Below are 24,173 nucleotides of genomic sequence, written 5' to 3'. Positions count from 1 at the left end.
ATACCAGCTTAACGATTTGAAATTGATACAACCCGGAAAGATGAAAAAGCTATTACTGATATTACCACTCGTTGTTTTGATGGCCTGCAGCGCCACTACAACCGAAGAAGGTGACCGCAAAGCCAAAGAACAATTGCTTCAGGATTATCGCCAACAGGCTACGGAACTGAAGCAGAAGATTGCCCAACTGGAAAAGGAACTGGGCACCGAAAAAGTAGATAAAACAATTCCCGTCAAGGTGGATACCGTTGTCCCGAAACGCTTTACGCATACCATCGAAGTGACCGGCAATGTAGAAGCCGACGAAGATGTTACGGTAGCTCCGGAAACCGCTGGAAACATTATTTCCATCGATGTAACCGAAGGACAGCATGTAAGAAAAGGAACTGTGATGGGCCGCCTGAATACCGAAGCGATTCAGCGAAACATCGAAGATTTGCAGATTCAGCTTGAGTTGGCCAAAACGGTTTTCGAACGTCAGCAGAAACTGTGGGACCAACACATCGGTTCCGAGATTGAATACCTGCAGGCCAAATCGAACAAAGAATCGCTGGAACGCAAACTGGAAGGATTGCAGGCTCAACTCGATATGGCGATTATTAAATCGCCGGTAGATGGAGTAGTCGATCGTATCTACCAAAAGCAAGGCGAGATTGCCGGACCAGCCATTCCGTTTGCCAAGGTCGTCAACATCTCCAATGTGCGGATTTATGCCGATGTATCGGAAGCCTACCTGACTTCCATTCATGCCGGACAGGAAGTAGATATCAATTTCCCGGCCCTGAAGAAAACGGTCACCGCACCGATTTTCCGGAAGTCGAGTACCATCAATCCCGACAACCGGACTTTCCAGGTCAGGGTTAACCTGAATAATCCCGACAAGGAGATTCGTCCGAACCTGGTTTCGTTGCTGCACATCACCGATTACAAAGCCAACGACGCCATCGTTGTTCCGTCTATCTTGATCAAGAATGATTTCAACGGAAAGTACGTATTTGTTGCCGCCCAAAATTCAGGAAAGTGGAAAGCTTCGAAGCGGTATGTCGAAACCGGTCGCAATAACAACAACTACACCATGTTGAGCAACGGCCTAAAATCCGGTGAAAAACTAATTGTAGAAGGTTACGAACAGGTCGTCGACGGTTCACCTATTGCCATTCATTAATTGCCAAACAACTTGTAACAAAAGATTCCGATGTCGAATATTGAGAACAACAATAATTCATCTAATACCGAGGGTATTCACCGGATTTTTAAGCCGACGTATGCTGCTCTGAAGAATAAAACAACGGTTTTTATTCTGACAGCGATCCTGGCTGGCTTCGGATTGCTCTCGTATCAGCAGATGCCGCGGGAGCTCAATCCGGAGATTGTGATTCCCTATGTGATGATTTCGACCGTTTATCCGGGAAACTCACCGGTCGATATTGAAAACCTGATTACGCGTCCTATCGAGAAGGAGTTGAAAAACCTGAAAGGCGTTAAAAATGTCAGCTCGTCTTCTTACCAGGATATGAGTTTGATTGTCCTCGAATTTGAAACCGATGTGCCGGTAAAACAGGCATTGCAGGACACCAAGGACCAGGTTGACAAAGCCAAGAGCGAACTTCCCGATGATTTGGATAATGACCCGTCGGTGGAAGATTTTGATTTTGAGGAATTTCCCATTATGAGCATCAACCTTTATGGCGACTACAGTTTGTCAGAGTTGAAGCGTTATGCGGAAAAACTGCAGGATGAACTGGAAGGATTGTCCGAAATATCGGAAGCCGATATCCAGGGAATCGACGAACGGGAAATTCAGATTGATGTCGATCCGTACATGCTCGAAGCTAGTAATGTGAGCTTCCAGGATATTGAAGATGCCATCCGGTTTGAGAATGTGACCATGGGGGCGGGAGAAATGATTTCCGATGATACCCGCCGTTCCATTCGTACGCAGGCCGACTACACCAACATGAACCAGATTCGCAACACGATTGTGAAATCGGAAAACGGAAACGTGGTATACCTGCGCGACATCGGGAATGTTACTGACGGATTCCAGGAACGAACTACCATCTCGCGACTGGACAAAATGCCGGTTGTGAGTCTTTCCATCGTGAAAAAGAGCGGTGCCAATGTATTGGATGCATCCGACAAAGTTTACCAGGTTATTCAAAAAGCAAAAGATAGCGGAGCCATTCCTTCCGGACTGAACGTTGTTGTTTCTGACGATAGCACGACTTATATCCGGAACCAAATCAACAACCTGGAGAATTCCATTATCATGGGAATGTTGTTGGTGATGTTCATTTTGTACCTGTTCATGGGGCCGCGTAATGCACTGTTCTCCGGTTTGGCCATCCCGATGTCGATGTTCATTTCGTTCATTATCATCAAGCAGATGGGCTATACGCTGAACTTCATGGTGCTTTTTTCCATGATTCTGGCGTTAGGTATGCTGGTCGATAACGCTATTGTGGTGGTCGAAAATGTCTACCGGCTCTATTCCCACGGAAGTGATGCGATGACAGCAACCAAGAAAGGGGTCAGTGAAATTGCCTACCCGATTATTTCGTCAACGGCAACCACGCTGGCAGCGTTCTTTCCATTGGTCTTCTGGAAGGGAATCATGGGAGAATTCATGAAATATCTTCCCATCACGCTGATTATCGTACTGACCTCGTCGCTGTTTGTGGCATTGATTCTGAATCCGGCATTTACTTCCACCTTCATGAAACTGGAGAATCTGCACGGGAAGAAGAACATCACCAAACTCTGGCGCAATGCATCAATTTTTGCCATTCTGTCCATTCCATTTTATTTCATGAAGTTGTATTGGCTGGGTAATGTAATGGCAGTCATCACGCTGATCATGCTGGGAAACCATTATATCATGCGTCCATTGGCGCGGGCTTTTCAGGAGCACTTTATTCCGCGCATGGAAAATGCCTACGAAAAAACACTCACTTTCGCGTTGAAAGGAAGAAAACCATGGCTCTTCGTTACCGGAACTTTTGTTGTTCTGGTTTTCTCTCTCATGTTTTTCATGAGCCGCCAATCGGGTGTCCTGTTCTTCCCGGACGTTGATCCAAGTTCGGTCTATATTACGATGGAACTCCCGGTAGGAACCGATTTGGATCGAACCAACAAAGTGTCGAAACAGGTTGAATCCATTGTCTACAAAACGCTTGAGCCGTACATGGACATTGTTAAGTCGATCAATACCGTCGTGGGCGTGGGCAAAGGTCAGATGTTAGGTTCGAACCGCGAGACGAACAAATCGCTTACGACTATTTCGTTCAAGGAATTTAAATACCGACACGGCGAGAATACGTCGGAGATTATGCAGAAACTGACAGATAACCTGTCGGGATTTGTTGGAGCTAAAATTTCGCTCGATAAAGACGAAATGGGACCACCAGTAGGAAATCCCATCAACCTGGAAATTTCCGGCGACGACTTCGATGAATTAATCAAACTCTCGACACAGGTGAAATCGTTAATCGATGCGGAAAATATTCCGGGAATCGACCAATTGAAAATCGACTTGAATGTAGACAAGCCGGAAATGGTGGTAGACGTTGACCGCGATAAAGTGCGACGGTTTGGATTGTCGACACAACAGGTTGCCTATGCGCTCCGGAGTTCATTGTACGGCCGCAAAGTTGGCAAGTACAAAGAAGGTGAAGACGAGTACGACATCATGCTCCGGTTCAAGGATAAATACCGGAACAATGTCGCTTCTCTGATGAATCAGCGCATTGATGTCAACGGTGGCGGCGACGGTGCCAAAAAGGCTATTCCAATTTCGGCTGTAGCCGATTTCCAGTACGGAACCACCTACGACAAGATCAACCGGAAGGATTTTACCCGGGTTATCACACTTTACTCAGGCGTGAAAGAAGGTTACAATGCCAATGAAATTAATGAACGCATCCGCCAGGTATTAAAAGGATTCGATGTTCCTCCGGGCTACAAAATCGATTTCACCGGCGAGCAGGAAGAGCAAGCTGATACGATGGCCTTCCTTACCCAGGCATTGTTAATCGCGCTCTCGTTGATTCTGATTATCCTGGTCACTCAGTTCAATTCGCTCATCAGGCCGTTGATTATTGTGGGAACTGTTCTATTCAGTACCATTGGAGTATTCCTGGGATTGGGTGCATTCAAAATGCAGTTTGTCATCCTGATGACCGGAATCGGAATTATTTCACTGGCGGGAATTGTGGTGAACAATGGCATTGTATTGGTCGACTACATCGATCTGTTACGCCAGCGCCGGAAGGAAAAACTTTCGTACCGGCAGGATGCTTTCCTTGAGATAAAGGAACTGCAAGGACTGATTGTAAAAGCCGGAAAAACGAGGCTCCGTCCGGTATTGCTGACAGCCATCACGACTGTTCTTGGGTTACTCCCGCTGGCCATTGGATTGAATTTCGACTTCATTAAGCTGTTCACTTCATTCGATCCAGACTTCTACGTTGGAGGAGAAATGACTGCTTTCTGGGGACCGATGTCCTGGACGGTAATTTTCGGACTGGTATTCGCGACCTTCCTTACGTTGGTGATTGCGCCGGTCATGTACCTGATTACAGTAAAAGTAAACTACACTATTCGGAAATGGCAAGGAAAAATTCCTACTGATTTAATGACTGAGAATTACGGTCAGGAATTGATACAATAAAAAAAATCCACGATTAAAACGTAATGAAAGACGATCCGGTATGGATCGTCTTTTTTTACCACTTCTCTCAACACGACATTGACGTAGAGGCAATATTTGTGAGAAAAGCATAACGCTTCTGTGAGAAACGTATTAAGCTTCGACGAGAACAGTATAAAGAGAGTAAGGAGAAACGTACAAAGATTTGATGAGAACAGTATAAAGACAAGAAGAGAAACGGTTCTTTTTTGAGAGTAGCTTTTTCTCGAAGTCATCATCTTATTTTCCAAATGACGATGAAATGAGTAGAATATAAACGATAGAGAACAGTGCTCTTTTAGAAGCACAAAAAAACCGGAGGAAATATCCTCCGGTGTATATAAACTTGAATGAGAGTGCTATTTTATTCTAGGAATTTAATATTCCCAAAGATCCTGTTCGAAGTTGAAAATTTCGTTTTTAATTCGTTCCGATTCATTGGTAGCATACTGTCCCTGAGCATACTGACTAATTGCACGGTCGTTGTAAATGTTGGATTCCTTAGTAATATAACTGTCAAACTTGCGCAACAGGAAAATATCGTCAAAACTAAGGCTTCTTGAATCGTTGAAAGGATTCAACACCTCATATTTTGCCAACAACGGACGAACTTCGGGATAATATACCCAAAATACCTTTCTGCGAAGCGGACGATCATGGTTTACGTCGTCGTCACGAAAAAACTCTTGAATAGGACATAAGCCGATTATCCGAACCTGGAGCGTCGATGTTTGCTTATCGAAATACCAAACCTCTTTCACCATAATCTGCTTAATATCCTCGGGGTTAATATCCTGATCGACCTTGACATTTTCCATCTCTCCCGTTTCAAAATTCCTTCGCTCTACCATCTTAGGAACAGCACCAAATGCTTCCTTCACCTGATCGAACGTCATCGGAAGCTTGAACTCATTATCGGTGGAAGCATCGTAAGCAGTAATTTGCCCTTCTTTAATGCCTTTCAACAAAAGATTGATGAGGCTCAACCGACCATGCATTTCACGGGTAGGATAATACAAATCCTGATTCATCTTCTCCCGCAAGTCAATGATCCGCCAGATGGTTTTTGACCAAAACACATCAGCTTCTCTGACTGCAGGAAGCGGAGCCGGTTTCCGGTCGCGGGTAATTTTTTTCTGGTAAGGACCATCAATAACCTGCGCCATTGCTGGCTGGGTTGCGGCACAAGCCAGCCCTATTGCAAACAGAATCAAAAATAGCTTTTTCATTCTTCTCAAGTTTGTTCTTCCAAATTAATAATCTACCAGTTAGCGAATCAGTTAAGTATTTCTGTTACGTCCCGTAAATTAGGTTCAGCAGGATGTTTATCTGATTCTGAAACTGATGGCCGAAAGGTTACGGGTTGTCCCGTCTTCTCCTTTGGCTACAATGTTTTCAATATACAGTCTACTGCCGGAGTTAAGACTTTTCATCAAGTTAATCTGGTCCGGAGTAAACAAATTGCTGTTGGATTTTTTATCCACCACGAAACCTCCCCGTGTAGTTGAAACCACAAATGAGGTTACCGTAAATTTCATATCGAAATCGAAATCGGGGATTTCAGCGTAGACTCCCTGTTCGAGTAATAATTCGTTTTTGGTAATCTGACCTTCGTTTTTACCTCCGACGGTAGCCACCGGGTCAGGTACTCTTTTCACCCGGAAATCAGTCGAACCGATTGTCTTCACATGGCCATCAATTTCGGCTTTCACCGTAATAACCGATTTCACTCCCGGTTTCTTCGGATACACTAAATAATTCCGGCCATTCGACTTCATTGTTGCATTGGTAATCGACGGAATGATTTTGTTCGCCGGAATACCCGGCACTGAAATCGAGACAGGGTTGGCCAGACCTGCATAAAAGACATTCATCTTGGTAGGAGACACCGTCATCGACGGTTTAGCCACCTGGTATTCACCTTCAAACGGATATTGTCTGATTTGACCCGATGGGCCTTTATAATTAATGTACCCCTTCCAGTGGTGAGTTCCTTCGGTCGTCGCAGGAACCTTATATTCTCCGACTCCTTCACCTTCTAAAACCGGGACTTTTTTACCATCTACCAGAATCTGAGGCTCAGCCGTTGTATCAACTGCGGAAAGGAAGATTTTCGCTTCGTAAGTTCCGCCTTCCAATACATAGTCGGTCTTCGGCAATATCTGTGCTTTCAGCTTATTAAACTTAAACGAAGTGGCATCGATTTTAGAATACAGGTAATTGGCCACATCGGATTCGGTATTACGGATATCACTCTGCATCTTCGACATTAAGGTTACAACAGCAACCAACGGGTATCCCTGAAATATAGACTCCTGCCATGAAGGCGAATTACCTTCCACCGGAGGCGGATCGGATGTATTGAGACTACTTTTTATACTTGCAATCAACGCTGTATCTTTGGGATCGACCAACGACAAAAGATACTTGCGATACGATTCTATTGATTGCTTCAATTCTTTACCTAAACGCCCCTGGTGTTTTACCAGCATCAATTCCGGCGCTACCTGGGTATTATCCTTCGACTTAATGTTATGGATATTACCATCTTCACCGTCTGCTGCAACCACCAGCATCTTTTTCAGCTCTGTAATATAATTATAGAGCGAGTCAGTTTTTGCTTTAACGGTTTTCGCCTCCAGATTCAGATTTCCTGATTTTTCCGGATTGTCAAGAGCAGCCTTCGCGAAATCGGCATAAACCCTGGCATTCTTCGAATTGAAATTCTCGATAGTCGTCGATAACCCTCGATCCACAGTTTCAAAAGCATCCAGCACTGATTTATCGACGTTTAGTGCCAATAAAGCCATTAGCACCAGATACATCAGGCTAATCATTCGTTGCCGTGGAGTTTCCGGACAATTTTTTGCACTCATTTCGAATCGAGAATTTGGTGAATTACTTCTTGATATTCATGGCTCCAAGCATATTTCCATATACGTTGTTGAGCGCTTCAAGATTTTTATTTAACTCTTCTGCCTGGGCCTGATATTTTTTAGCCTCTTGTACCGAACTGGACAGTAACTCGTTCATCTGAGCAAAATCCTTGTGTACTGAAGAAGCTGTTTCAGCCTGTTTGCGGGCTCCTTCCAACTGTACTTCATAAGAGGCATTCAGAGACGAAAGATTCGAATTGATGCGCTCCAGTTCTTCGGTATAGTTGCCAGAATGATCATTTAATACCTTGAAGTCACGTTGAATGGTATTGACAAACTCGTGATAAGACTCAGCCAGTTTTTCTCCTGAATGAACCACTTTGTTAATAGTACTGTCAACACTCTCACCAGCCCTTGTATTTACTTCAGCAAATATATTCATGGACTCAGATGCAGCGTTCAGGTTCTTCACATATACATCTGTTGCCATTGTAGCAGAAGAAATATCGGCGAAACTCTGTGCCGTGTTACTCAAATCAGTCAGTCCTTTCTGCAGTTTATTCAGCAACTCAGGCGATATTTCTGTCGATTCCAGGAAGGTATCCATATCGAATGAGCTCTTCGGCTTCCTGTTCAGCGATTCTTCGAAAAGTTCGTCTGCATCCAGATGGGCAAAATCTTCTTTTAACTGCGGATAAACTTTGGTCCAGTCCGGCGGTTCGTTCGAAGGCTCAAAAGCAGACAGGAAAAATATCAACGCTTCAGTTGACATACCAATGGTCAGCATTATCGGACCACCGGGCCAGTGTTGAAGTTTAAACAGTGCACCCAAAAGTACGATGGCCGCTCCAATACTGTACACATAGTTCATGAAGACTTTCCATCGTCTGGAATGCGTAAAATCGGTCAATCCCATGGCAAAAGCAATTTAATGGTTTAATTCCTTTCTAAAATTCATCTCCAAATGACGATCGTACGCAACGGAATCCGATGTACGATTTCGCTGTATCCTGATACTCATAGGTACGTGTACCTACCTGCAGGAAGTATGAAATATCCTTCCAGGAGCCACCGCGAATCACTTTTCTTTTCATCGCCGGAGGATCATCCGGAAGAGCATTATATTCATAGTTCGGGTTAAAGTCATTCATGAAGTTGTACTCAGCTTCATCATAAGCAGTAATGGTCCATTCGGCCACATTACCTGCCATATCATACAATCCATATCCGTTCGGATCGTATGTTCCGACTTTAACCGTTGCCAGTCCTTTATCATCGATATAATTTCCCCGCATAGGTTTAAAGTTCGCCAGGAAACAACCTTCCTGAGTACGGGTATAGTAACCACCCCACGGATACATCGAATTCTGAAGTCCTCCACGAGCAGCGTATTCCCATTCAGCTTCCGAAGGTAACCGGTAATCCTGAACAGCATATTCACCTTGTTGCGCCAAAGCTGCATTCTTGTAACGGGTTCTCCAGATACAAAATGCTCTCGCCTGTTTCCAGGTCACACCAACAACCGGATAGTCATCAAAACCGGGATGCCAGAAATACATGGTAGCCCAGGGTTCATTATACGAATAGGTAAAATCTCGGATCCAAACCAAAGTATCGGGATACACATTAACCGCATCGCTCATGATAAAACTGGAACGGCCTTCGATCGGGACTTCTTTACCATCAATATCATTAACGGTTCCTTTATAACTCTGGGTTTTGTAATCATAAGCATTAGCCCGCTTAGCGGCTTGCTTCAGGTCAACCCAAAAATATTTGTAATTGAGTTTCCGCGTATCGATCTCTTTCTTGCCAAACAAACGATCTTTGGGCGCATAGTACAACCCTGCAAGTGCCTCCTTGTAATCCGGGTCGTTCCAGTCGATGCGCTCGTCCCAGTTTATTGTTGGCGGATCGATCGGATTTCCATCCCGATCTTCCGTGTTCAGGAACTCGTCAAATTGCTGTCCGAGCATCCGACGAGCAATGGAGTCGCGAACCCAGTACACAAACTGCCGGTATTCATTGTTGGTGATTTCCGTTTCATCCATCCAGAATGCATCCACAGAAACAGTTCTTGAGGGAGAGGTCGAATGAGAGATATCCTGATCACTCGGCCCCATTGTAAAACTTCCCCTGGGAACCATGGTCATTCCAAAAGGGGTGGGCTCAAAATACTTACCTCGTTTCCCCACTCCAACAAGTTCACCGTTTGTTCCGCGGTTACAACTACTCAGAGACAGGACGATGGCAACTACACTACCAAAGAAGAATAATCGTCTCATATTATTGTTCATATGTGGCACAAATATTTTCACGCTTCAATGTATTATTATAGAAATCGAACGCTTTTATATTTTTGTTCTCTTCTCCGGTTCAGATTAAACGAGTAAGCGATAAAAAACTCGTGAGAACCCGAACTGTAACGGGCGAGCGGTGAAATGGTCAGATCATAAGAATATCCTACCTTAATCCCATTTCGAAACTCCGTCCCAAGCAAAACAATCACAGCATCATTTAACCGATAGCCCAGTCCTCCCCATACGCGCTTGTTATAGCGCACATTCACATCTACATCGACCTGGTAACTGGCAGCATCTGTCTTAAACAATAACGATGGCTGTACTTCAAATAACGGGTCGGATAAACGAATATTGTATCCGCCCGAAAAATAATAGTTCCTTACCAGCGAATATTTTCCACTCTCTTCGTAAGAATAAACTGCCTGGTTCAGATGTTTCACCGACAATCCCAGGTAATAATCTTTGTGTTCATAGAATAACCCGAATCCTATATCTGGAACTAAAGCATTCACCTCACTCTGAGGAATTAGCGGATCCCCTTGATCGATTAGGTTAGCTCCGGCATCCGAACTCCAACCAGGCTTGAGGTTTTTATTCATCAAACCGATAGAAATTCCGGTTCCCAGTTTTCCGTTCCCAACATCTGTACGCCAGGCATATATTAGGCTAACCGAAATATTTTTCTCATAGCCTATTTCATCATTCATTACGGAAAAACCGATACCGTCCTCCTGACCGATAAGGCCAACAGTAGCATCTGCATTAAAAACGGTGGTAACTGGTGCTCCTGGAAATCCTACCCACTGAAAACGGTTGAGCAATGAAGCATTAATTGCATCACTTTTACCCGCAAATCCCGGATTGATAGTCAAATGATTGAACATGTTCTGACTAAACTGTGGGTCCTGCTGGGCTCTCGCAACGAAATTAACAATAATTAAAAGAAACAAAAATATCAGTATTCGCTTCATAGATTACGTCAACCTTGTCGAATATCCCCTCCTGAAAACAGGTCAAAAAAAGATTAATTCTACCGTTTTTAAATTGCTTAGTCTGTTAAGTTAATAACTCGCTTCTACCACTATTATTGTTTGGTTATATTTCATTCACACCCCAATAACGAATCCAACGTTCGGGGATTTCATTTTTCTGCGCCAAAAGGTAATCATTTTCAGAACAGGCAATTCGAACTTCTTCATTCTTTTTCGAATTTACCTCCATCCACCACCTTCCGGTAACGGGATGTTTTAGAAAAACAATGGGCTCATCCACCCCCCCAACCGGAACCATGAAATGTAAAAATTCCGATGCTTCTCCCACTGGCTCCTCATCTTTCTGCACGATCGCTCCTTTCAAAAAATACCACCCAATCTGAGCCGCCATTACAGCTCCCCAACGTTGTAAATCGAGCGAGGGGCTATAGCCAAAAATACCGGTCATATTCAGCTTCGTACTCATTCCGGCATACCATGCCAACTGGCAAGCCTCCTCTCCATAAAGTCCGTTGGGAGACAACCGCTGCTGACCGGGCGCTTCGTGGGCTTTCAAGGCACCGAAATCGAAGCTAATCACATCGGCCTCACGCAACATTGGTTCGCTTTCGCGAATATTTTCGCGTAAGTCCCCCAGTGGCAATTGGAGGCCCCGATGCTGTTTGAGTAAGTCGTCCGTTTTGTCTAATGGCGAGAAGTAGGCTTGCAGGCCCAATAACCGAAGAGTAGTGCCAGTCGTAATTTTTTCCAGGAAATTCTCGTCCGTTCCGAACTCCTCTCCAGCCTTATAATCGGGCCGGTCATCGATAACCGTCAACGTTTGCCGTTTAGTCTGCCTGCCTTCCAACAAGGGCAATGTTAAGTCCTGACTTCCTCCCAGGACCAACACCTGCAAACCTTTCGACACAAGCGATTCCGTGACCATCCGAACGGCCGCATACGTATCAGCAGGTGTATTTCCGGGGCGAACATTTCCAATATCTGCAATCAACGAAGAATCGCCAACAGCTGTCAACTGGTATAGCTGCTCGCGAATCATGTCCGGAGCATTTTCCAGACCTTCAAACCGGGATAAACGACTCTCCGGAATACCGAGAATCACCACTTTCAGCTTCTCGTTCTCCTCCCAGAGGTCAGCCTGAATCAATTGTTTTCCCAGGGAATCAGAAGCTCCCTGAAACAATCGAACCACGGTCAACTCGTTAGCCGGAATAAGCAGGTCGTTTAACATAGGCAGCAAAATACGAAATCTGAAAGTTGTTTGGTAGTAAAGCGGTAATATTAATTCAGTATAAAAAAGGGCAAACTCCATAAGTGTTTGCCCTGACTTCGTTTCTTACTTTGTTTTCTTCTTCGTCGTCTTCGTCGACTTTGTTTTTGTCTTCGAAGCGGTCGTTTTCTTTTTGGTTGTGGTCTTTTTGGCTGCTTTCTTTCCTGATGCCGGCCCCTTTTCAATAATCTTCTTGCAATCCTCCAGCGTCAGCTTTTCAGCTTCGGTACCTTTCGGAATCTTGTAATTCTTCTTATCGCTCGTTATATAAGGTCCCCAACGGCCTTGCAGCACCCTAATTTCGGGCTCCTCTTCGTCGAATACTTTGATAATCGCTTTCCGATCCTTCTCCCGCTTCTCTTCAATGAGTTCAATCGCCCGCTCCAGATCAATCGTGTGCGGATCATCTACATCTTTTTTCAACGACACAAATTTCCCGTCGTGTCGCACGTAAGGACCGAACCGGCCAATGCCGATCACTACTTTCTTTCCTTCGTACTCACCCACATCGCGGGGAAGTTTAAACAGCTCGAGGGCCTCTTCCAGCGAAATAGTCTCAATACTCTGCCCACTGCGAAGGCTGGCAAACTGAGGTTTCTCTTCTGATTCCTCTGACGCTTCACCGAGTTGAGCAAATGCACCGTAGCGACCAATTTTAACCGACACTTCTTTTCCGGTAGCCGGATCATTACCGAGGATACGTTCACCACGGGTTCGTTCCGAAACATTCAGCACCTCTTCAATATTTTCATGGAAAGGCCGGTAGAATGCATCAATCATTTCATACCATTGCAAGCCTCCAAGTGCGATATCATCGAATTGTTCCTCAACCGAAGCGGTAAAGTTGTAATCCATGATGCGCGGGAAATACTTCATCAGGAAGTCATTTACCACCAAACCAATATCCGTCGGGAAGAGCTTCGATTTCTCAGCTCCGGTAATTTCTGTTTTTTCTTCTTCCTGAATATCGCTGTCTTTCAACAGAATCGTCTTATATTTTCTCTCAACGCCGGGACGATCTTCCTTCACCACATAATTCCGGTTCTGGATGGTCGTAATAATCGGTGCATAAGTTGACGGACGTCCGATTCCCAGCTCTTCCAGCTTACGAACCAAACTTGCTTCCGTATAACGCGGTGGCTTCAGGGTAAAGCGCTCCGATGCAATAATGTTATCAAGATCCAGCTTCTGACCTTTATTCAATGGAGGAAGCAATCCTTTCTGTTCCTCATTCTGTCCTTCATCATCCGTCGATTCCAGGTATACTCCCAGAAAACCATCGAATTTCAACACTTCACCGTTGGCAACAAAATGCTCTTTAGCACCGGAAACATCAATGGTAACAGTTGTCTTTTCCAACTCGGCATCCGCCATCTGCGAAGCAATGGTGCGTTTCCAGATCAGGTTATATAACTTCTGCTCCTGCGGTGAACCGGAAATATTTTCTTTTCTCAAATCGGTCGGACGAATGGCTTCGTGCGCTTCCTGTGCTCCTTTTGCTTTGGTTTTAAACTGCCGTGTTTTGACATATTTATCGCCGTATAGCTCGGAGATTTTTTCTTTCGCCGAACCGATGGCCAGTTTCGACAAGTTCACCGAGTCGGTACGCATGTAGGTGATTTGTCCCGCTTCATACAACCGCTGAGCCACTGACATTGTCATACTTACCGGAAATCCCAGTTTTCGACTGGCTTCCTGCTGCAACGTCGAAGTAATAAACGGCGGCGCCGGTGATTTTTTGGCCGGTTTTGTAACGATATCAGCAATATCGAAATCGGAAGCATCGCATTTTTCCAAAAATGCTTTGGCTTCTTCGGCCGTATTGAAACGCTTGTCGAGTTCGGCCTCGAGCGGTGCCAATCGTCCGTTTTTATCAGGAACCATGAACAAAGCCCGGACGCGGAAAGAGGAAGTACTAACAAATTTGTTGATTTCGCGCTCGCGCTCCACAATCAGGCGAACGGCTACCGACTGCACGCGACCAGCTGAAAGGGATGGTTTCACTTTTTTCCAAAGTACCGGCGAGATCTCAAATCCAACGAGGCGGTCAAGTACACGCCGAGCCTGTTGCGCATCCACCAGGTTTTTATCCAGCTTCCTCGGGCTTTCAATCGCATGAAGAATAGCATCCTTGGTAATTTCGTGAAAAACAATCCGGTTGGTACTACCCGGATCAAGTTTTAACACCTCCATCAAGTGCCAGGCAATGGCTTCTCCTTCGCGGTCTTCATCGGATGCGATCCAAACCCGCTTCGAGTTCTTCACCATCTTTTTCAGTTCGCTGACAACTTTCTTCTTGTCGTCGGAGACAATATACCTGGGCTGGTATTTATTTTCGAGATCCACACCAAAATCTTTCTTGTCCAGATCGCGGATGTGTCCAAAACTCGAGGTAACCTGGAAATCTTTTCCAAGAAATTTTTCTATCGTTTTTGCCTTTGCAGGCGACTCGACAATAACTAGGTTTTCTTCCATCTTCCTTCCCGATAATTATGCATTATGCAGTGAAAACTATGCAAAGTAAAGGAAATCACGACCTATGTTCAAAATTTTTCTTCGCTTCTTTGTCAAACCGGCACGGTTTTTTATTGATTGAATCTACTTGAAAACGTTTATTTTCATTAGAATTACCATCATCTTCCACCTGTTTGATCTTGAGATCAGTTTAACGGAAGGAACATTAATTTTATATCTTTGTCCGTGTTCACTAGGATTGGCGCCATGACAGAAAATAAAAAACCATTCAGAAAATACCTCATAGCGTTCTGGAGTTTGTATGCTCTGGGCGTACTGGGAGTTGTAATTCTGTTTACTCTGATTGCAAAAGGAGATTTGGGCTTCATGCCTACCTTCGAAGAATTGGAAAACACAGAACCAGCTCTGGCTTCGGAAGTTTATACGCACGATGGAGAAGTGCTTCGGAAGTTTTTCAAGGAAAACCGTACCTATGTACGTTTCGAGGATTTGAGCCCGAATATTGTCAATGCCCTTGTAGCAACCGAAGATGTGCGTTTTTACCAGCATTCCGGAATTGACTTGCGCGGTCTGTTCCGTGTAGCCAAAGGAATTCTCACCGGAAATGAAAGTGCCGGTGGAGGTAGTACAATTTCGCAGCAGGTAGCGAAAATGCTCTTCCCGCGGGAACAATATGAAAATAAACTCGATTTCGTTATCCGGAAATTCAGGGAATGGGTAATTGCGGTAAAACTGGAACGGAGTTTCACCAAAGAGGAAATCCTGACCATGTACCTGAATAAATTCGATTTCCTGAATCTGGCAGTCGGTGTGAAATCTGCCGCTCAAATTTATTTCAATACTACACCCGATAGCCTTAATGTTGACGAGGCGGCTACGCTGGTCGGCATGGCCAAAAACCCGTCGCTGTTCAACCCGGTTCGAAGGCCGGACATGGTGCTTGGGCGAAGAAATGTTGTGCTTTCGCAGATGACGAAATACGGCTATCTGACGCCGGCCGCATTTGATACACTAAAAACCAAGTCGCTCGACTTAAAATACAAGAGAGAAGACTTTAAAAGCGGTTCAGGTACTTATTTTACTGAATATTTGCGGGTAATTATGACGGCCACCAAACCCGACCGGAGTAATTATGCTTCGTGGCAGGACGAAAAATTTAAAGAAGACTCCATTGAATGGGAAACCAATCCATTGTATGGCTGGTGCTCCAAGAATCTGAAGCCGGACGGGACCAACTACAACATCTATAACGATGGCTTGAAAATCTACACCACCATCGACTCGCGCATGCAACGGGATGCCGAACAATCAGTGGTGGAACATTTGAGTACCGATTTACAGCCCACTTTCTTCAGCAAGCTGAAAGAACTCAAGCATCCTCCGTTTTCGGATGACCTCTCTGTAAGTCAAATTGACGACATTCTCGATAGGGAAATTCGAAAAAGCGAGCGCTACCACGTGCTTCATGAGCGGGGATTGAACTTTAAAGAAATCAAGAAAAACTTCAATAAACCGGTTGAGATGAGCGTGTTCTCCTGGAAAGGTGAAGTAGACACGACCATGACGCCGCTTGATTCAATTAAATATTATTTGAGCTATCTCCGGTCGTCGATGATGACAATGGATGTGAAAACCGGAGCCGTGAGAGCTTACGTAGGCGGCCCTAACTACAAATATTTCATGTACGACATGGTGACCGGCGGGAAACGTCAGGTAGGTTCAACGGTGAAACCGTTCCTCTACACGCTAGCCATGCAAAACGGTTATTCACCTTGTACGCTGGTTCCCAATACCGAACAAACATTCTACCTGCCCGATGGAACAACCTGGACAGCCAAGAACTCTTCGTCGGAGCGCGAAGGGCAAATGGTAACATTGAAATGGGGATTGGCTAATTCGGTAAACCAGATTTCGGCCTGGATCATGAAGAAATTCAACCCTCAGGCCATGAAGAATGTAATGCGAAAAATGGGCATTATTAGTCCCATCGATGCAGTACCTTCGATGTTCCTCGGAACTTCAGATATTTCGTTGTACGAAATGGTCGGGGCTTTTGGAACGTTCGGAAATCACGGGGTTTATACCAAGCCTTATTTCGTCGATCGGATTGAAGACAAGGACGGTAATGTGCTGGCGCGGTTCACACCTCAACAGCACGAAGCCATTGACCAGAAAACGGCTTACCTGATGCTGAACCTGATGGAAGGCGTTGTCAATGAGGGAACAAGCCAGCGCCTGCGGTGGCATCCGGTTTACGGACATTTGACCGCTGACATTGCCGGTAAAACCGGAACAACACAAAACCAGTCGGACGGTTGGTTCATTGGTATTACGCCGGAATTGGTTACCGGTGTCTGGACCGGAGCAGACTTACGAAGTATTCACTTTAAAGGCATTCACTTTGGTCAGGGAGCCAACATGGCACTTCCAATTTACGGCCGTTTCATGAATAAGTTATATTCTGATTCAACACTGAATTTGTCGCAGGACACCAAATTTGACCGTCCACCGAACTTCAATATCAACCTCGATTGTGACGAGGTGAATAAGAAGAACAGTCAGAAAAATCAGACGACAACGCAGGATGACTTCTTCTAACAGAAAAAAGCATTTGAATTATACAAAAAAGGCGGAAATAACATTCCGCCTTTTTTATTTTCGTTGACTGAAAACCATCCGGACCATTTTCTCAATCCGGTCCACCTGGTTAACCTGTATTTTAAAGCGGGAAAAATCGACTCCCTTGTTGTATCTCGAAATATAAATTTCGCTGAAGCCTTGCTTTTCGGCCTCGGTAATGCGTTGCTCAATCCGGTTCACCGGGCGAATTTCTCCGGTCAACCCCACTTCTCCGGCAAAGCATGACTGTTTACTTACCGGAATATCGAAATTAGATGAAAGAATCGATATTATGACTGCCAAATCCATGGCCGGATCATCAACGCGCAAACCGCCGGCAATATTCAAAAACACGTCTTTGGCCATCAGTTTAAAGCCAGCCCGTTTTTCCAAAACCGCCAACAACATATTTAAACGACGCAAATCAAAACCGGTCGCCGAACGTTGCGGTGTTCCGTAAGCTGCCGAACTAACTAATCCCTGAACCTCAATCATGAACGACCGCATTCCTTCTATAGAAGCCGCGATACTCGTTCCGCTCAGTCCATCATTGTGCTGCAGCATCAACATCTCCGATGGGTTGGAAACAATGCGCAGGCCATCCTGTCGCATTTCGTAAATTCCCAACTCAGAAGTGGAACCGAACCGGTTTTTTACCGAACGGAGGATGCGATATAAATAATTTCGGTCACCTTCAAATTGCAAAACCGTATCGACAATATGTTCCAGCACTTTCGGTCCGGCCAAATTTCCGTCTTTCGTAATGTGGCCGATTAAAATCACCGGAACATGCGCAGGCTTCGCCGTTTTCATTATGGCTGAAGCACATTCGCGGATTTGCCCAACGCTCCCCGGCGCTGATTCCAGGCCATCAGCTGTTAGCGTCTGAATGGAATCAATAATCACCAAATCGGGCTTTTCATTTTCAATGTGTGCCAAAACACTTTCCAGCGATGTCTCACTGAGAAAAAGACAATCAGTACTGTCTTGTTGCAATCTCCTGGCCCGCATTTTCAATTGCTGCAGACTTTCCTCACCCGAGATATATAAAACTTTTTTATCCTTCAATGCCAACGCCACCTGTAACACCAGTGTCGATTTTCCAATGCCCGGTTCACCACCAAGAAGTATCAAACTCCCTGGGACCAAACCACCGCCCAACACGCGATTCAGTTCACTGTTGCAGGTATCGATGCGCTCCTGCTTACCGCTGGTAATCTGGTCGAGGCGCAACGGACTGGAAGAACTTCGGGCTGTAGCCTGCACGGGCTGTTTGTTTTTTACCACGATTTCTTCCACCAGGGTATTCCACTCTCCGCAGCTGTTACATTGTCCCATCCATTTGGGCCATTGAGCTCCACAGTTCTGACAGGTATAAACGGTTTTGGCTTTAGCCATTTTCAGGGATTTTGAAGTTGATATGTACCAAAATTAAAAAACCCCACGGGAAAACCCACGGGGTATAGGTATGGAAAATGTTTTTATTGCTTATACCAGTTTATTGGTTTCCGTATCCGGAAAAACCAGACTGGGTTTCCACTTTTTCGCTTCTTCAAAATCCATGGTCGCGTAGGAAATGATGATAACAACATCACCAACAGCCACCTTACGGGCAGCCGGTCCGTTCAGACAAACTTCGCCTGAACCACGCTCACCTCTGATAACGTAGGTTTCGAGCCGCTCGCCATTGTTAATGTTAACGATTTGCACCTTCTCGTTCTCAATCAGGTTGGCCGCATCCATCAGATCTTCATCAATGGTAATGCTCCCCACATACTGCAGGTCGGCAGCTGTAACAGTTACCCTGTGAATTTTGGATTTGCAAACTTCAATATTCATCACCTGAATTTACTGTTTTTCAAGAATTACATTATCAATTAACCGGACTTTACCGGCATGTACCGCAATGCAACCTACTTTCACGGTAGGTTCGCCCCACGTTTTTACAGGCTGAAGGTAGTTATCATCAACTATCTCAAAATATTCAACCTCCAACAAAGGACTATTGTTTATTTTTTCCTGCACCCATGCTTTAAGTTCTTCTACGCTTTTTTCACCCACCAGTTTCTTTGCTTCGGAAAGGGTTTGTGAAATCAGCGGAGCTGCAGCCCGGTGTTCCGGCGTCAACAGTTGATTACGGGAACTCATGGCCAAACCATCGGCTTCGCGAACAATTTCGCAGGGCACGATCTTAATATCATATTGCAATTGGCGTACCATTTCCTTGATAATGGCCAATTGCTGGAAATCTTTCAGTCCAAAGTAAGCACGATGCGGCATTACCACGTCAAAAAGCTTGCTGACAATTTGACCGACGCCATTAAAATGTCCCGGCCGAAACTGACCTTCCATAACCGTTTCCAGATTTCCGAAATCAAATTGGCGGTTATCGGGTTCGGGATACATTTCTCTCACCGCGGGGGCAAAAATCAATGGATCGCCAACCGTTGCCAGCTTTTTCATGTCCTCTTCCAACGTCCTTGGATATCGTTCCAGGTCAGCCGGGTCGTTAAACTGTGTGGGATTAACAAAAATCGAAACCACCACCACATCATTCTCATTTCCGGCCTGGCTGACAAGCGAGAGATGTCCCTCGTGAAGTGCTCCCATCGTAGGCACAAATCCGATGCTTTTCCCCTGATTACGATTAGCATCCAAAGCTTCATTCAGCTCATTCCGGGTAGTAAAAAGTTTCATCTTTTCATTTGGTTACAGCGTGCAAAGTAACGAAATATATAAACACGATAAAACACTCTTTCGCTCCTTGCTGACAGGGCCATACCCCTTTCGTCGTTGAATATCTGAGGTATTTTTTCTATTTTTGCAGGATAAATTCTCAAAAGATCATGGAAAAGAAGAAGGTTTTATTCATCTCTCAGGAAATTACCCCCTACCTACCTGAAACAGAAATTTCGCAAATCAGTCGTCACTTACCTCAGGGTATACAAGAGAGAGGGAGAGAGATACGGACCTTTATGCCACGATATGGCAGCGTGAATGAACGAAGAAATCAACTTCACGAAGTTATCCGGCTTTCCGGAATGAATCTGGTCATTAATGACACCGACCATCCGCTGATCATCAAAGTAGCCTCCATCCAGGCAGCGCGTATGCAGGTTTATTTCATCGACAACGAAGATTACTTTCACAGGAAAGCCAAATTTGCCGATTCCAAAGGAAAAGAACTTGAAGACAACGATGAACGGGCCATCTTTTTTGCACGGGGAGTTTTGGAAACTGTAATCAAATTACGCTGGGCTCCTGATTTAATTCACTGCCATGGATGGTTCACTGGATTAGTTCCGTTATTCATCAAAAAAATCTATAAAGACAATCCGCTTTTTGCCAACTCAAAGGTAGTTTACTCTGCTTATAACGACGCATTTAAAACTCCGATGAACAGTCAGATCGTCTCTAAGATTGCAGAAGATGGCATTCCGAAAGAAGATATTTCTGTTTTGTCCGATCCTACCTTCGTAAATTTGAGTAAACTTGCGGTGGATTATTCTGACGCAACCATAAAAGGGAGTGAAAGCATCAATGAAGAGGTTGAGAATTACATGAAGCAGTCAGGAAAGCTCTTCCTTGATTATCAATCGGCTGATACATACATTGATGCCTATTCAGAGTTTTACGATAAAATTTTATAATTTCCGCGTCTCTTTCAAAAAACTACTAAAAACGGAAATACTTTGACACACAAATGTTTTTTCAAGCCCGGGGGTGTGGTGATAGCTTTGGCCCTCACCCTGCTGATGTTAGGAGGATGTAAAAAGAACGATGAAACGCTGGGTCTTGATTTACTGCCCGGTAGCAACATACTTGATTCACGTTACAGTAACGAAACCGGAAGTATTTCGTCTTACACTTTTACCGACACTAAAATAAGGGTAGACAAACCCGATTACAACGTTTTCGGAAGTTTTAATGACCCGCTGTTTGGACGGACTACCGCGTCGTTTGCAGCACAATTCCGCTTACCTTATTACCCGTCATACGCACAGGACGCGGTTCTCGACTCTGCTGTTGTGAGTCTCGTTTACCGGAAGGTTTACGGCGATACCATCACACCTCAGGAAGTGAAAGTGTACAAATTGGTTCAGCCACTCAATTTCGATGCCCAGTACCTCTCCTCGTTCGATCCAAAAACATTGACGAATGATACGGTTATCGGAATGGCAGACTTCACGCCGAAATTCAGGACCGATTCAACCGGGCAAGATACCACCGTGCAACAGATTTCAGTTCGACTGAACGATAATATCGGCAATATGCTGTTAAAAGCCGATTCACTGGATATGATAAACAACGATGTCTTTCTTAACTTTTTCAAAGGTTTATATATCGAATCGCAACCGCTGCAAGCTGGCGGGGGACTTGTTTACCTGAGATCACATGCATCGTTGCTCAATCTCTTTTACCACACGGCTGATGCCGACAGTTTAGTTTTCTCCTACCAACTGACAACGAACTCGGCTGATGTTCCGTATTTCGAACACGATTACTCTAACGCATGGTTCGCCGACCATCTGAATCAGGAAAATGTGGAGGATTCTCTGGTTTTTGTTCAGCCAACAGGCGGAACAAAGGTGAAGATTGACGTTCCCTCGCTCGACAACTGGACAGACTCGACCAATTGTATGATTAACAAGGCGACGTTGACTTTCCACGCTGATACGACAATGTCGGATTTCCACCAACATCCCATGCCCAGTCAGCTGTTTCTAAAGACCATTCAAGAAGACGGAAGCGAAGCATTTCCGATTGACAGCCAGCTGTCACTAGCCTACTATGGCGGCGTGTACAACGCAACAGATGCTACGTATACCTTCAATATTACTCAGCACTTGCAGCAAATTCTCGACGGAACGGTTCAAAACTTAGGTTTTTACCTGGTTTCTGCTACCAGAAAAAATTCAGCTGACAGGGTTGTATTAAAGGGAAGTAATAGTTCGCAACCGATACAATTGGAAATAAACTATACGCGGTATAAATAATATACCGCTACAGTTGTCCGTTGTTTCCTTGATTGACAGATAATATTTTTAACCTCAAAAGAAGAAATTTATGTGTGGAATCGTAGGCTACATTGGCGACAAGAATGCTTACCCCATTTTAATTAATGGATTGAAAATGCTTGAATACCGGGGGTACGATTCTTCCGGTATTGCTCTTTTAGGAGACGAGCAACGTGTGTACAAATGCCAGGGAAAAATTGCCAACCTGGAAGAGTTAGTCTCTGACAAAGATACCGGTGGAAAAATCGGCATCGGTCACACCCGTTGGGCAACTCACGGTGAGCCAACTGACCAGAATGCACACCCTCACACCTCTATGAACGGACATTTTACCCTTGTTCATAATGGTATTATTGAAAACTACAGCAACCTGCGCAATGATTTAAGCGAACTTGGTTACAAATTTCAATCGGAAACCGATACCGAAGTATTGGTCAATTTGATTGAGTATGTCTACCTGAATAGCGAAGAAAAATCAGCGGAGATTGCCGTTCGTGCTGCACTGAAAAAAGTGGTCGGTGCTTACGGAATTGTTGTTGTTTGTAAGGAAGAACCGAACAAACTCATCGCTGCCCGCAAGGGAAGTCCCCTGGTTATTGGTATTGGCAACGACGAATATTTCCTGGCATCTGATGCGACACCGATTGTTGGTCACACCAACCAGGTACTCTACCTCAACGACCATGATGTTGCTATCATCGAGCGTGGAAGTCTCACGTTGAAAAATATCAACAATGACCCGCTGGTAGCCAAAATCAAGCAGGTTGATTTGAGCATCGGCGAACTGCAGAAAAATGGCTACGACCATTTCATGCTGAAAGAAATTTTCGAACAGCCCAATACCATTGAGCAATCATTTAAAGGCCGTATTAAAACCGACAACAGCGACATTGTTTTAGGTGGCCTTCATAATGTGATGCCAAAACTGAAAGAAGCCCGTCGCCTCATCATCATTGGTTGCGGAACTTCGTGGCATGCCGGCCTGGTGGGCGAATACCTGTTCGAGGAGTATTGTCGCATCCCGGTAGAAGTAGAATACGCTTCCGAATTCCGTTACCGTAATCCCATCATCGACGAGGATGATGTAGTGATTGCCATCAGTCAGAGTGGTGAAACTGCCGATACATTAGCAGCCGTTAAGTTGGCAAAAGAACGCGGAGCAACTGTATTGGGGATCTGCAACGTAGTAGGTTCATCCATTCCACGCGAAACAGATGGTGGTGTATACATTCACGCTGGTGTGGAAATCGGTGTAGCTTCGACCAAAGCATTTACGGCTCAGGTCACCATCCTGACCATGATGGCAGCTCTTCTTGGTAAAGAAAAAGGCCGGCTGAGCGTGGAAGATTATCGCGTCATTATTCAGGAACTTTCAGAAGTGCCTGAGAAGATCAAAACCATCTTGCAAAGCACTGACCACATCCGGAAAGTAGCCGACAAATACAAAGACGCTGTTAACGCATTATACCTGGGACGTGGAGCGTTGTTCCCCGTTGCTCTGGAAGGTGCGTTGAAACTGAAAGAGGTTTCTTACCTGCATGCCGAAGGTTACGCTGCCGCGGAAATGAAACACGGTCCGATCGCATTGGTCGATGACAACCTTCCCGTTGTAGTAGTTGCCGCCAAAGACCGTTACTACGAAAAAGTGGTTTCCAATATTCAGGAAGTAAAAGCGCGGAAGGGAAACATCATCGCGGTGGTTTCGGAAGGTGATACGCAACTTGACAAAATGTGCGACGACATTTTCGAGATTCCTCGTTCGCACCCGGCCGTAGCGCCATTGCTTACCATCATCCCGCTACAGTTATTTGCCTATTATGTAGCGATACTGCGCGGTACCGATGTAGACCAGCCCCGGAACCTGGCCAAATCGGTGACAGTAGAATAAACGAAAAAAGATATCAGCAAAGCCGGCAAGAGTCAAACCTTCGCC

The 24,173-nt window shown here is 45.0% G+C and carries 16 protein-coding genes; 6 read left to right on the top strand and 10 right to left on the bottom strand.

Translation table 11 applies throughout. The annotated features are described in order from the left end of the window. Positions 1-40 precede the first annotated feature (40 nt). A complete protein-coding gene (locus CLV93_RS05370) occupies positions 41-1,165 on the top strand; it encodes an efflux RND transporter periplasmic adaptor subunit (RefSeq protein WP_170108870.1) in 1,125 nt (374 codons plus the stop codon). A gap of 30 nt (positions 1,166-1,195) precedes the next feature. Beyond that, positions 1,196-4,669, top strand: coding sequence for an efflux RND transporter permease subunit (locus CLV93_RS05365; protein WP_106541142.1), 3,474 nt, complete (start codon positions 1,196-1,198; stop codon positions 4,667-4,669). 395 nt (positions 4,670-5,064) lie between these two features. On the opposite strand, the gene porN is transcribed toward CLV93_RS05365, so the two are convergent. The 7 genes from porN to topA form a co-directional block, all read right to left on the bottom strand. After that, entirely contained in the window at positions 5,065-5,916 is an 852-nt protein-coding gene (gene porN, locus CLV93_RS05360; RefSeq protein WP_106541141.1) for a type IX secretion system ring subunit PorN/GldN, read from the bottom strand. Positions 5,917-6,012: 96 nt separating this feature from the next. Further along, positions 6,013-7,563 (bottom strand): type IX secretion system motor protein PorM/GldM, encoded by a 1,551-nt coding sequence (gene porM / locus CLV93_RS05355; protein WP_106541140.1) that lies wholly within the window; start codon positions 7,561-7,563, stop codon positions 6,013-6,015. Positions 7,564-7,585: 22 nt separating this feature from the next. Beyond that, positions 7,586-8,479: a type IX secretion system motor protein PorL/GldL gene (gene porL, locus CLV93_RS05350; protein ID WP_106541139.1), complete on the bottom strand. Its 894-nt coding sequence runs from the start codon at positions 8,477-8,479 to the stop codon at positions 7,586-7,588. Between the two features lie 31 nt (positions 8,480-8,510). Further along, the gene (gene porK / locus CLV93_RS05345) at positions 8,511-9,848 is read right to left on the bottom strand and encodes a T9SS ring complex lipoprotein PorK/GldK (RefSeq protein ID WP_106541415.1); all 1,338 of its coding nucleotides are present in this window, start codon (positions 9,846-9,848) and stop codon (positions 8,511-8,513) included. A 47-nt stretch (positions 9,849-9,895) separates the two neighbouring features. Beyond that, positions 9,896-10,837 carry a PorP/SprF family type IX secretion system membrane protein gene (locus tag CLV93_RS05340; protein WP_106541138.1) on the bottom strand — a complete coding sequence of 314 codons (942 nt, stop codon included), beginning with the start codon at positions 10,835-10,837 and terminating at the stop codon, positions 9,896-9,898. A gap of 124 nt (positions 10,838-10,961) precedes the next feature. Beyond that, positions 10,962-12,089, bottom strand: a complete 1,128-nt coding sequence (locus CLV93_RS05335) for an arginase family protein (RefSeq protein ID WP_170108869.1) — start codon at positions 12,087-12,089, stop codon at positions 10,962-10,964. A gap of 105 nt (positions 12,090-12,194) precedes the next feature. Beyond that, positions 12,195-14,603, bottom strand: coding sequence for a type I DNA topoisomerase (topA, locus tag CLV93_RS05330; protein WP_106541136.1), 2,409 nt, complete (start codon positions 14,601-14,603; stop codon positions 12,195-12,197). A gap of 246 nt (positions 14,604-14,849) precedes the next feature. Here topA and CLV93_RS05325 point away from each other — a divergent pair, with 246 nt between their 5' ends. Continuing rightward, on the top strand, positions 14,850-17,201 hold the full coding sequence (locus CLV93_RS05325) for a transglycosylase domain-containing protein (protein ID WP_106541135.1): 2,352 nt from the start codon (positions 14,850-14,852) through the stop codon (positions 17,199-17,201). 54 nt (positions 17,202-17,255) lie between these two features. On the opposite strand, the gene radA is transcribed toward CLV93_RS05325, so the two are convergent. From radA to panC, 3 genes are all read right to left on the bottom strand, one after another. Then, entirely contained in the window at positions 17,256-18,620 is a 1,365-nt protein-coding gene (gene radA / locus CLV93_RS05320; RefSeq protein WP_106541134.1) for a DNA repair protein RadA, read from the bottom strand. A 90-nt stretch (positions 18,621-18,710) separates the two neighbouring features. Beyond that, the gene (gene panD, locus CLV93_RS05315) at positions 18,711-19,061 is read right to left on the bottom strand and encodes an aspartate 1-decarboxylase (protein ID WP_106541133.1); all 351 of its coding nucleotides are present in this window, start codon (positions 19,059-19,061) and stop codon (positions 18,711-18,713) included. Positions 19,062-19,070: 9 nt separating this feature from the next. Next, positions 19,071-19,919 carry a pantoate--beta-alanine ligase gene (panC, locus tag CLV93_RS05310; RefSeq protein WP_106541132.1) on the bottom strand — a complete coding sequence of 283 codons (849 nt, stop codon included), beginning with the start codon at positions 19,917-19,919 and terminating at the stop codon, positions 19,071-19,073. 149 nt (positions 19,920-20,068) lie between these two features. Here panC and CLV93_RS05305 point away from each other — a divergent pair, with 149 nt between their 5' ends. From CLV93_RS05305 to glmS, 3 genes are all read left to right on the top strand, one after another. Next, positions 20,069-20,872 (top strand): glycogen/starch synthase, encoded by an 804-nt coding sequence (locus CLV93_RS05305; RefSeq protein ID WP_106541131.1) that lies wholly within the window; start codon positions 20,069-20,071, stop codon positions 20,870-20,872. Between the two features lie 42 nt (positions 20,873-20,914). Further along, positions 20,915-22,219 carry a DUF4270 domain-containing protein gene (locus CLV93_RS05300; RefSeq protein ID WP_106541130.1) on the top strand — a complete coding sequence of 435 codons (1,305 nt, stop codon included), beginning with the start codon at positions 20,915-20,917 and terminating at the stop codon, positions 22,217-22,219. A 70-nt stretch (positions 22,220-22,289) separates the two neighbouring features. Next, a complete protein-coding gene (gene glmS, locus CLV93_RS05295; RefSeq protein ID WP_106541129.1) occupies positions 22,290-24,128 on the top strand; it encodes a glutamine--fructose-6-phosphate transaminase (isomerizing) in 1,839 nt (612 codons plus the stop codon). Positions 24,129-24,173: the final 45 nt, after the last annotated feature.

The sequence above is a fragment of the Prolixibacter denitrificans genome (assembly GCF_003014495.1).
In the GTDB taxonomy this organism is placed as follows: Bacteria; Bacteroidota; Bacteroidia; order Bacteroidales; family Prolixibacteraceae; genus Prolixibacter; species Prolixibacter denitrificans.
Note: the sequence above shows the minus strand (reverse complement) of the source record. Positions and strands in the feature narration are given on the sequence as shown.

Coding starts and splice junctions, on each gene's coding strand:
- porN (WP_106541141.1), bottom strand. CDS start 5,916: ATGAAAAAGCTATTTTTGATTCTGTTTGCAATAGGGCTGGCTTGTGCC.
- radA (WP_106541134.1), bottom strand. CDS start 18,620: ATGGCTAAAGCCAAAACCGTTTATACCTGTCAGAACTGTGGAGCTCAA.
- CLV93_RS05335 (WP_170108869.1), bottom strand. CDS start 12,089: ATGTTAAACGACCTGCTTATTCCGGCTAACGAGTTGACCGTGGTTCGA.
- CLV93_RS05370 (WP_170108870.1), top strand. CDS start 41: ATGAAAAAGCTATTACTGATATTACCACTCGTTGTTTTGATGGCCTGC.
- CLV93_RS05365 (WP_106541142.1), top strand. CDS start 1,196: ATGTCGAATATTGAGAACAACAATAATTCATCTAATACCGAGGGTATT.
- glmS (WP_106541129.1), top strand. CDS start 22,290: ATGTGTGGAATCGTAGGCTACATTGGCGACAAGAATGCTTACCCCATT.
- panD (WP_106541133.1), bottom strand. CDS start 19,061: ATGAATATTGAAGTTTGCAAATCCAAAATTCACAGGGTAACTGTTACA.
- porK (WP_106541415.1), bottom strand. CDS start 9,848: ATGAGACGATTATTCTTCTTTGGTAGTGTAGTTGCCATCGTCCTGTCT.
- porM (WP_106541140.1), bottom strand. CDS start 7,563: ATGAGTGCAAAAAATTGTCCGGAAACTCCACGGCAACGAATGATTAGC.
- porL (WP_106541139.1), bottom strand. CDS start 8,479: ATGGGATTGACCGATTTTACGCATTCCAGACGATGGAAAGTCTTCATG.
- topA (WP_106541136.1), bottom strand. CDS start 14,603: ATGGAAGAAAACCTAGTTATTGTCGAGTCGCCTGCAAAGGCAAAAACG.
- CLV93_RS05340 (WP_106541138.1), bottom strand. CDS start 10,837: ATGAAGCGAATACTGATATTTTTGTTTCTTTTAATTATTGTTAATTTC.
- CLV93_RS05305 (WP_106541131.1), top strand. CDS start 20,069: ATGGAAAAGAAGAAGGTTTTATTCATCTCTCAGGAAATTACCCCCTAC.
- panC (WP_106541132.1), bottom strand. CDS start 19,919: ATGAAACTTTTTACTACCCGGAATGAGCTGAATGAAGCTTTGGATGCT.
- CLV93_RS05325 (WP_106541135.1), top strand. CDS start 14,850: ATGACAGAAAATAAAAAACCATTCAGAAAATACCTCATAGCGTTCTGG.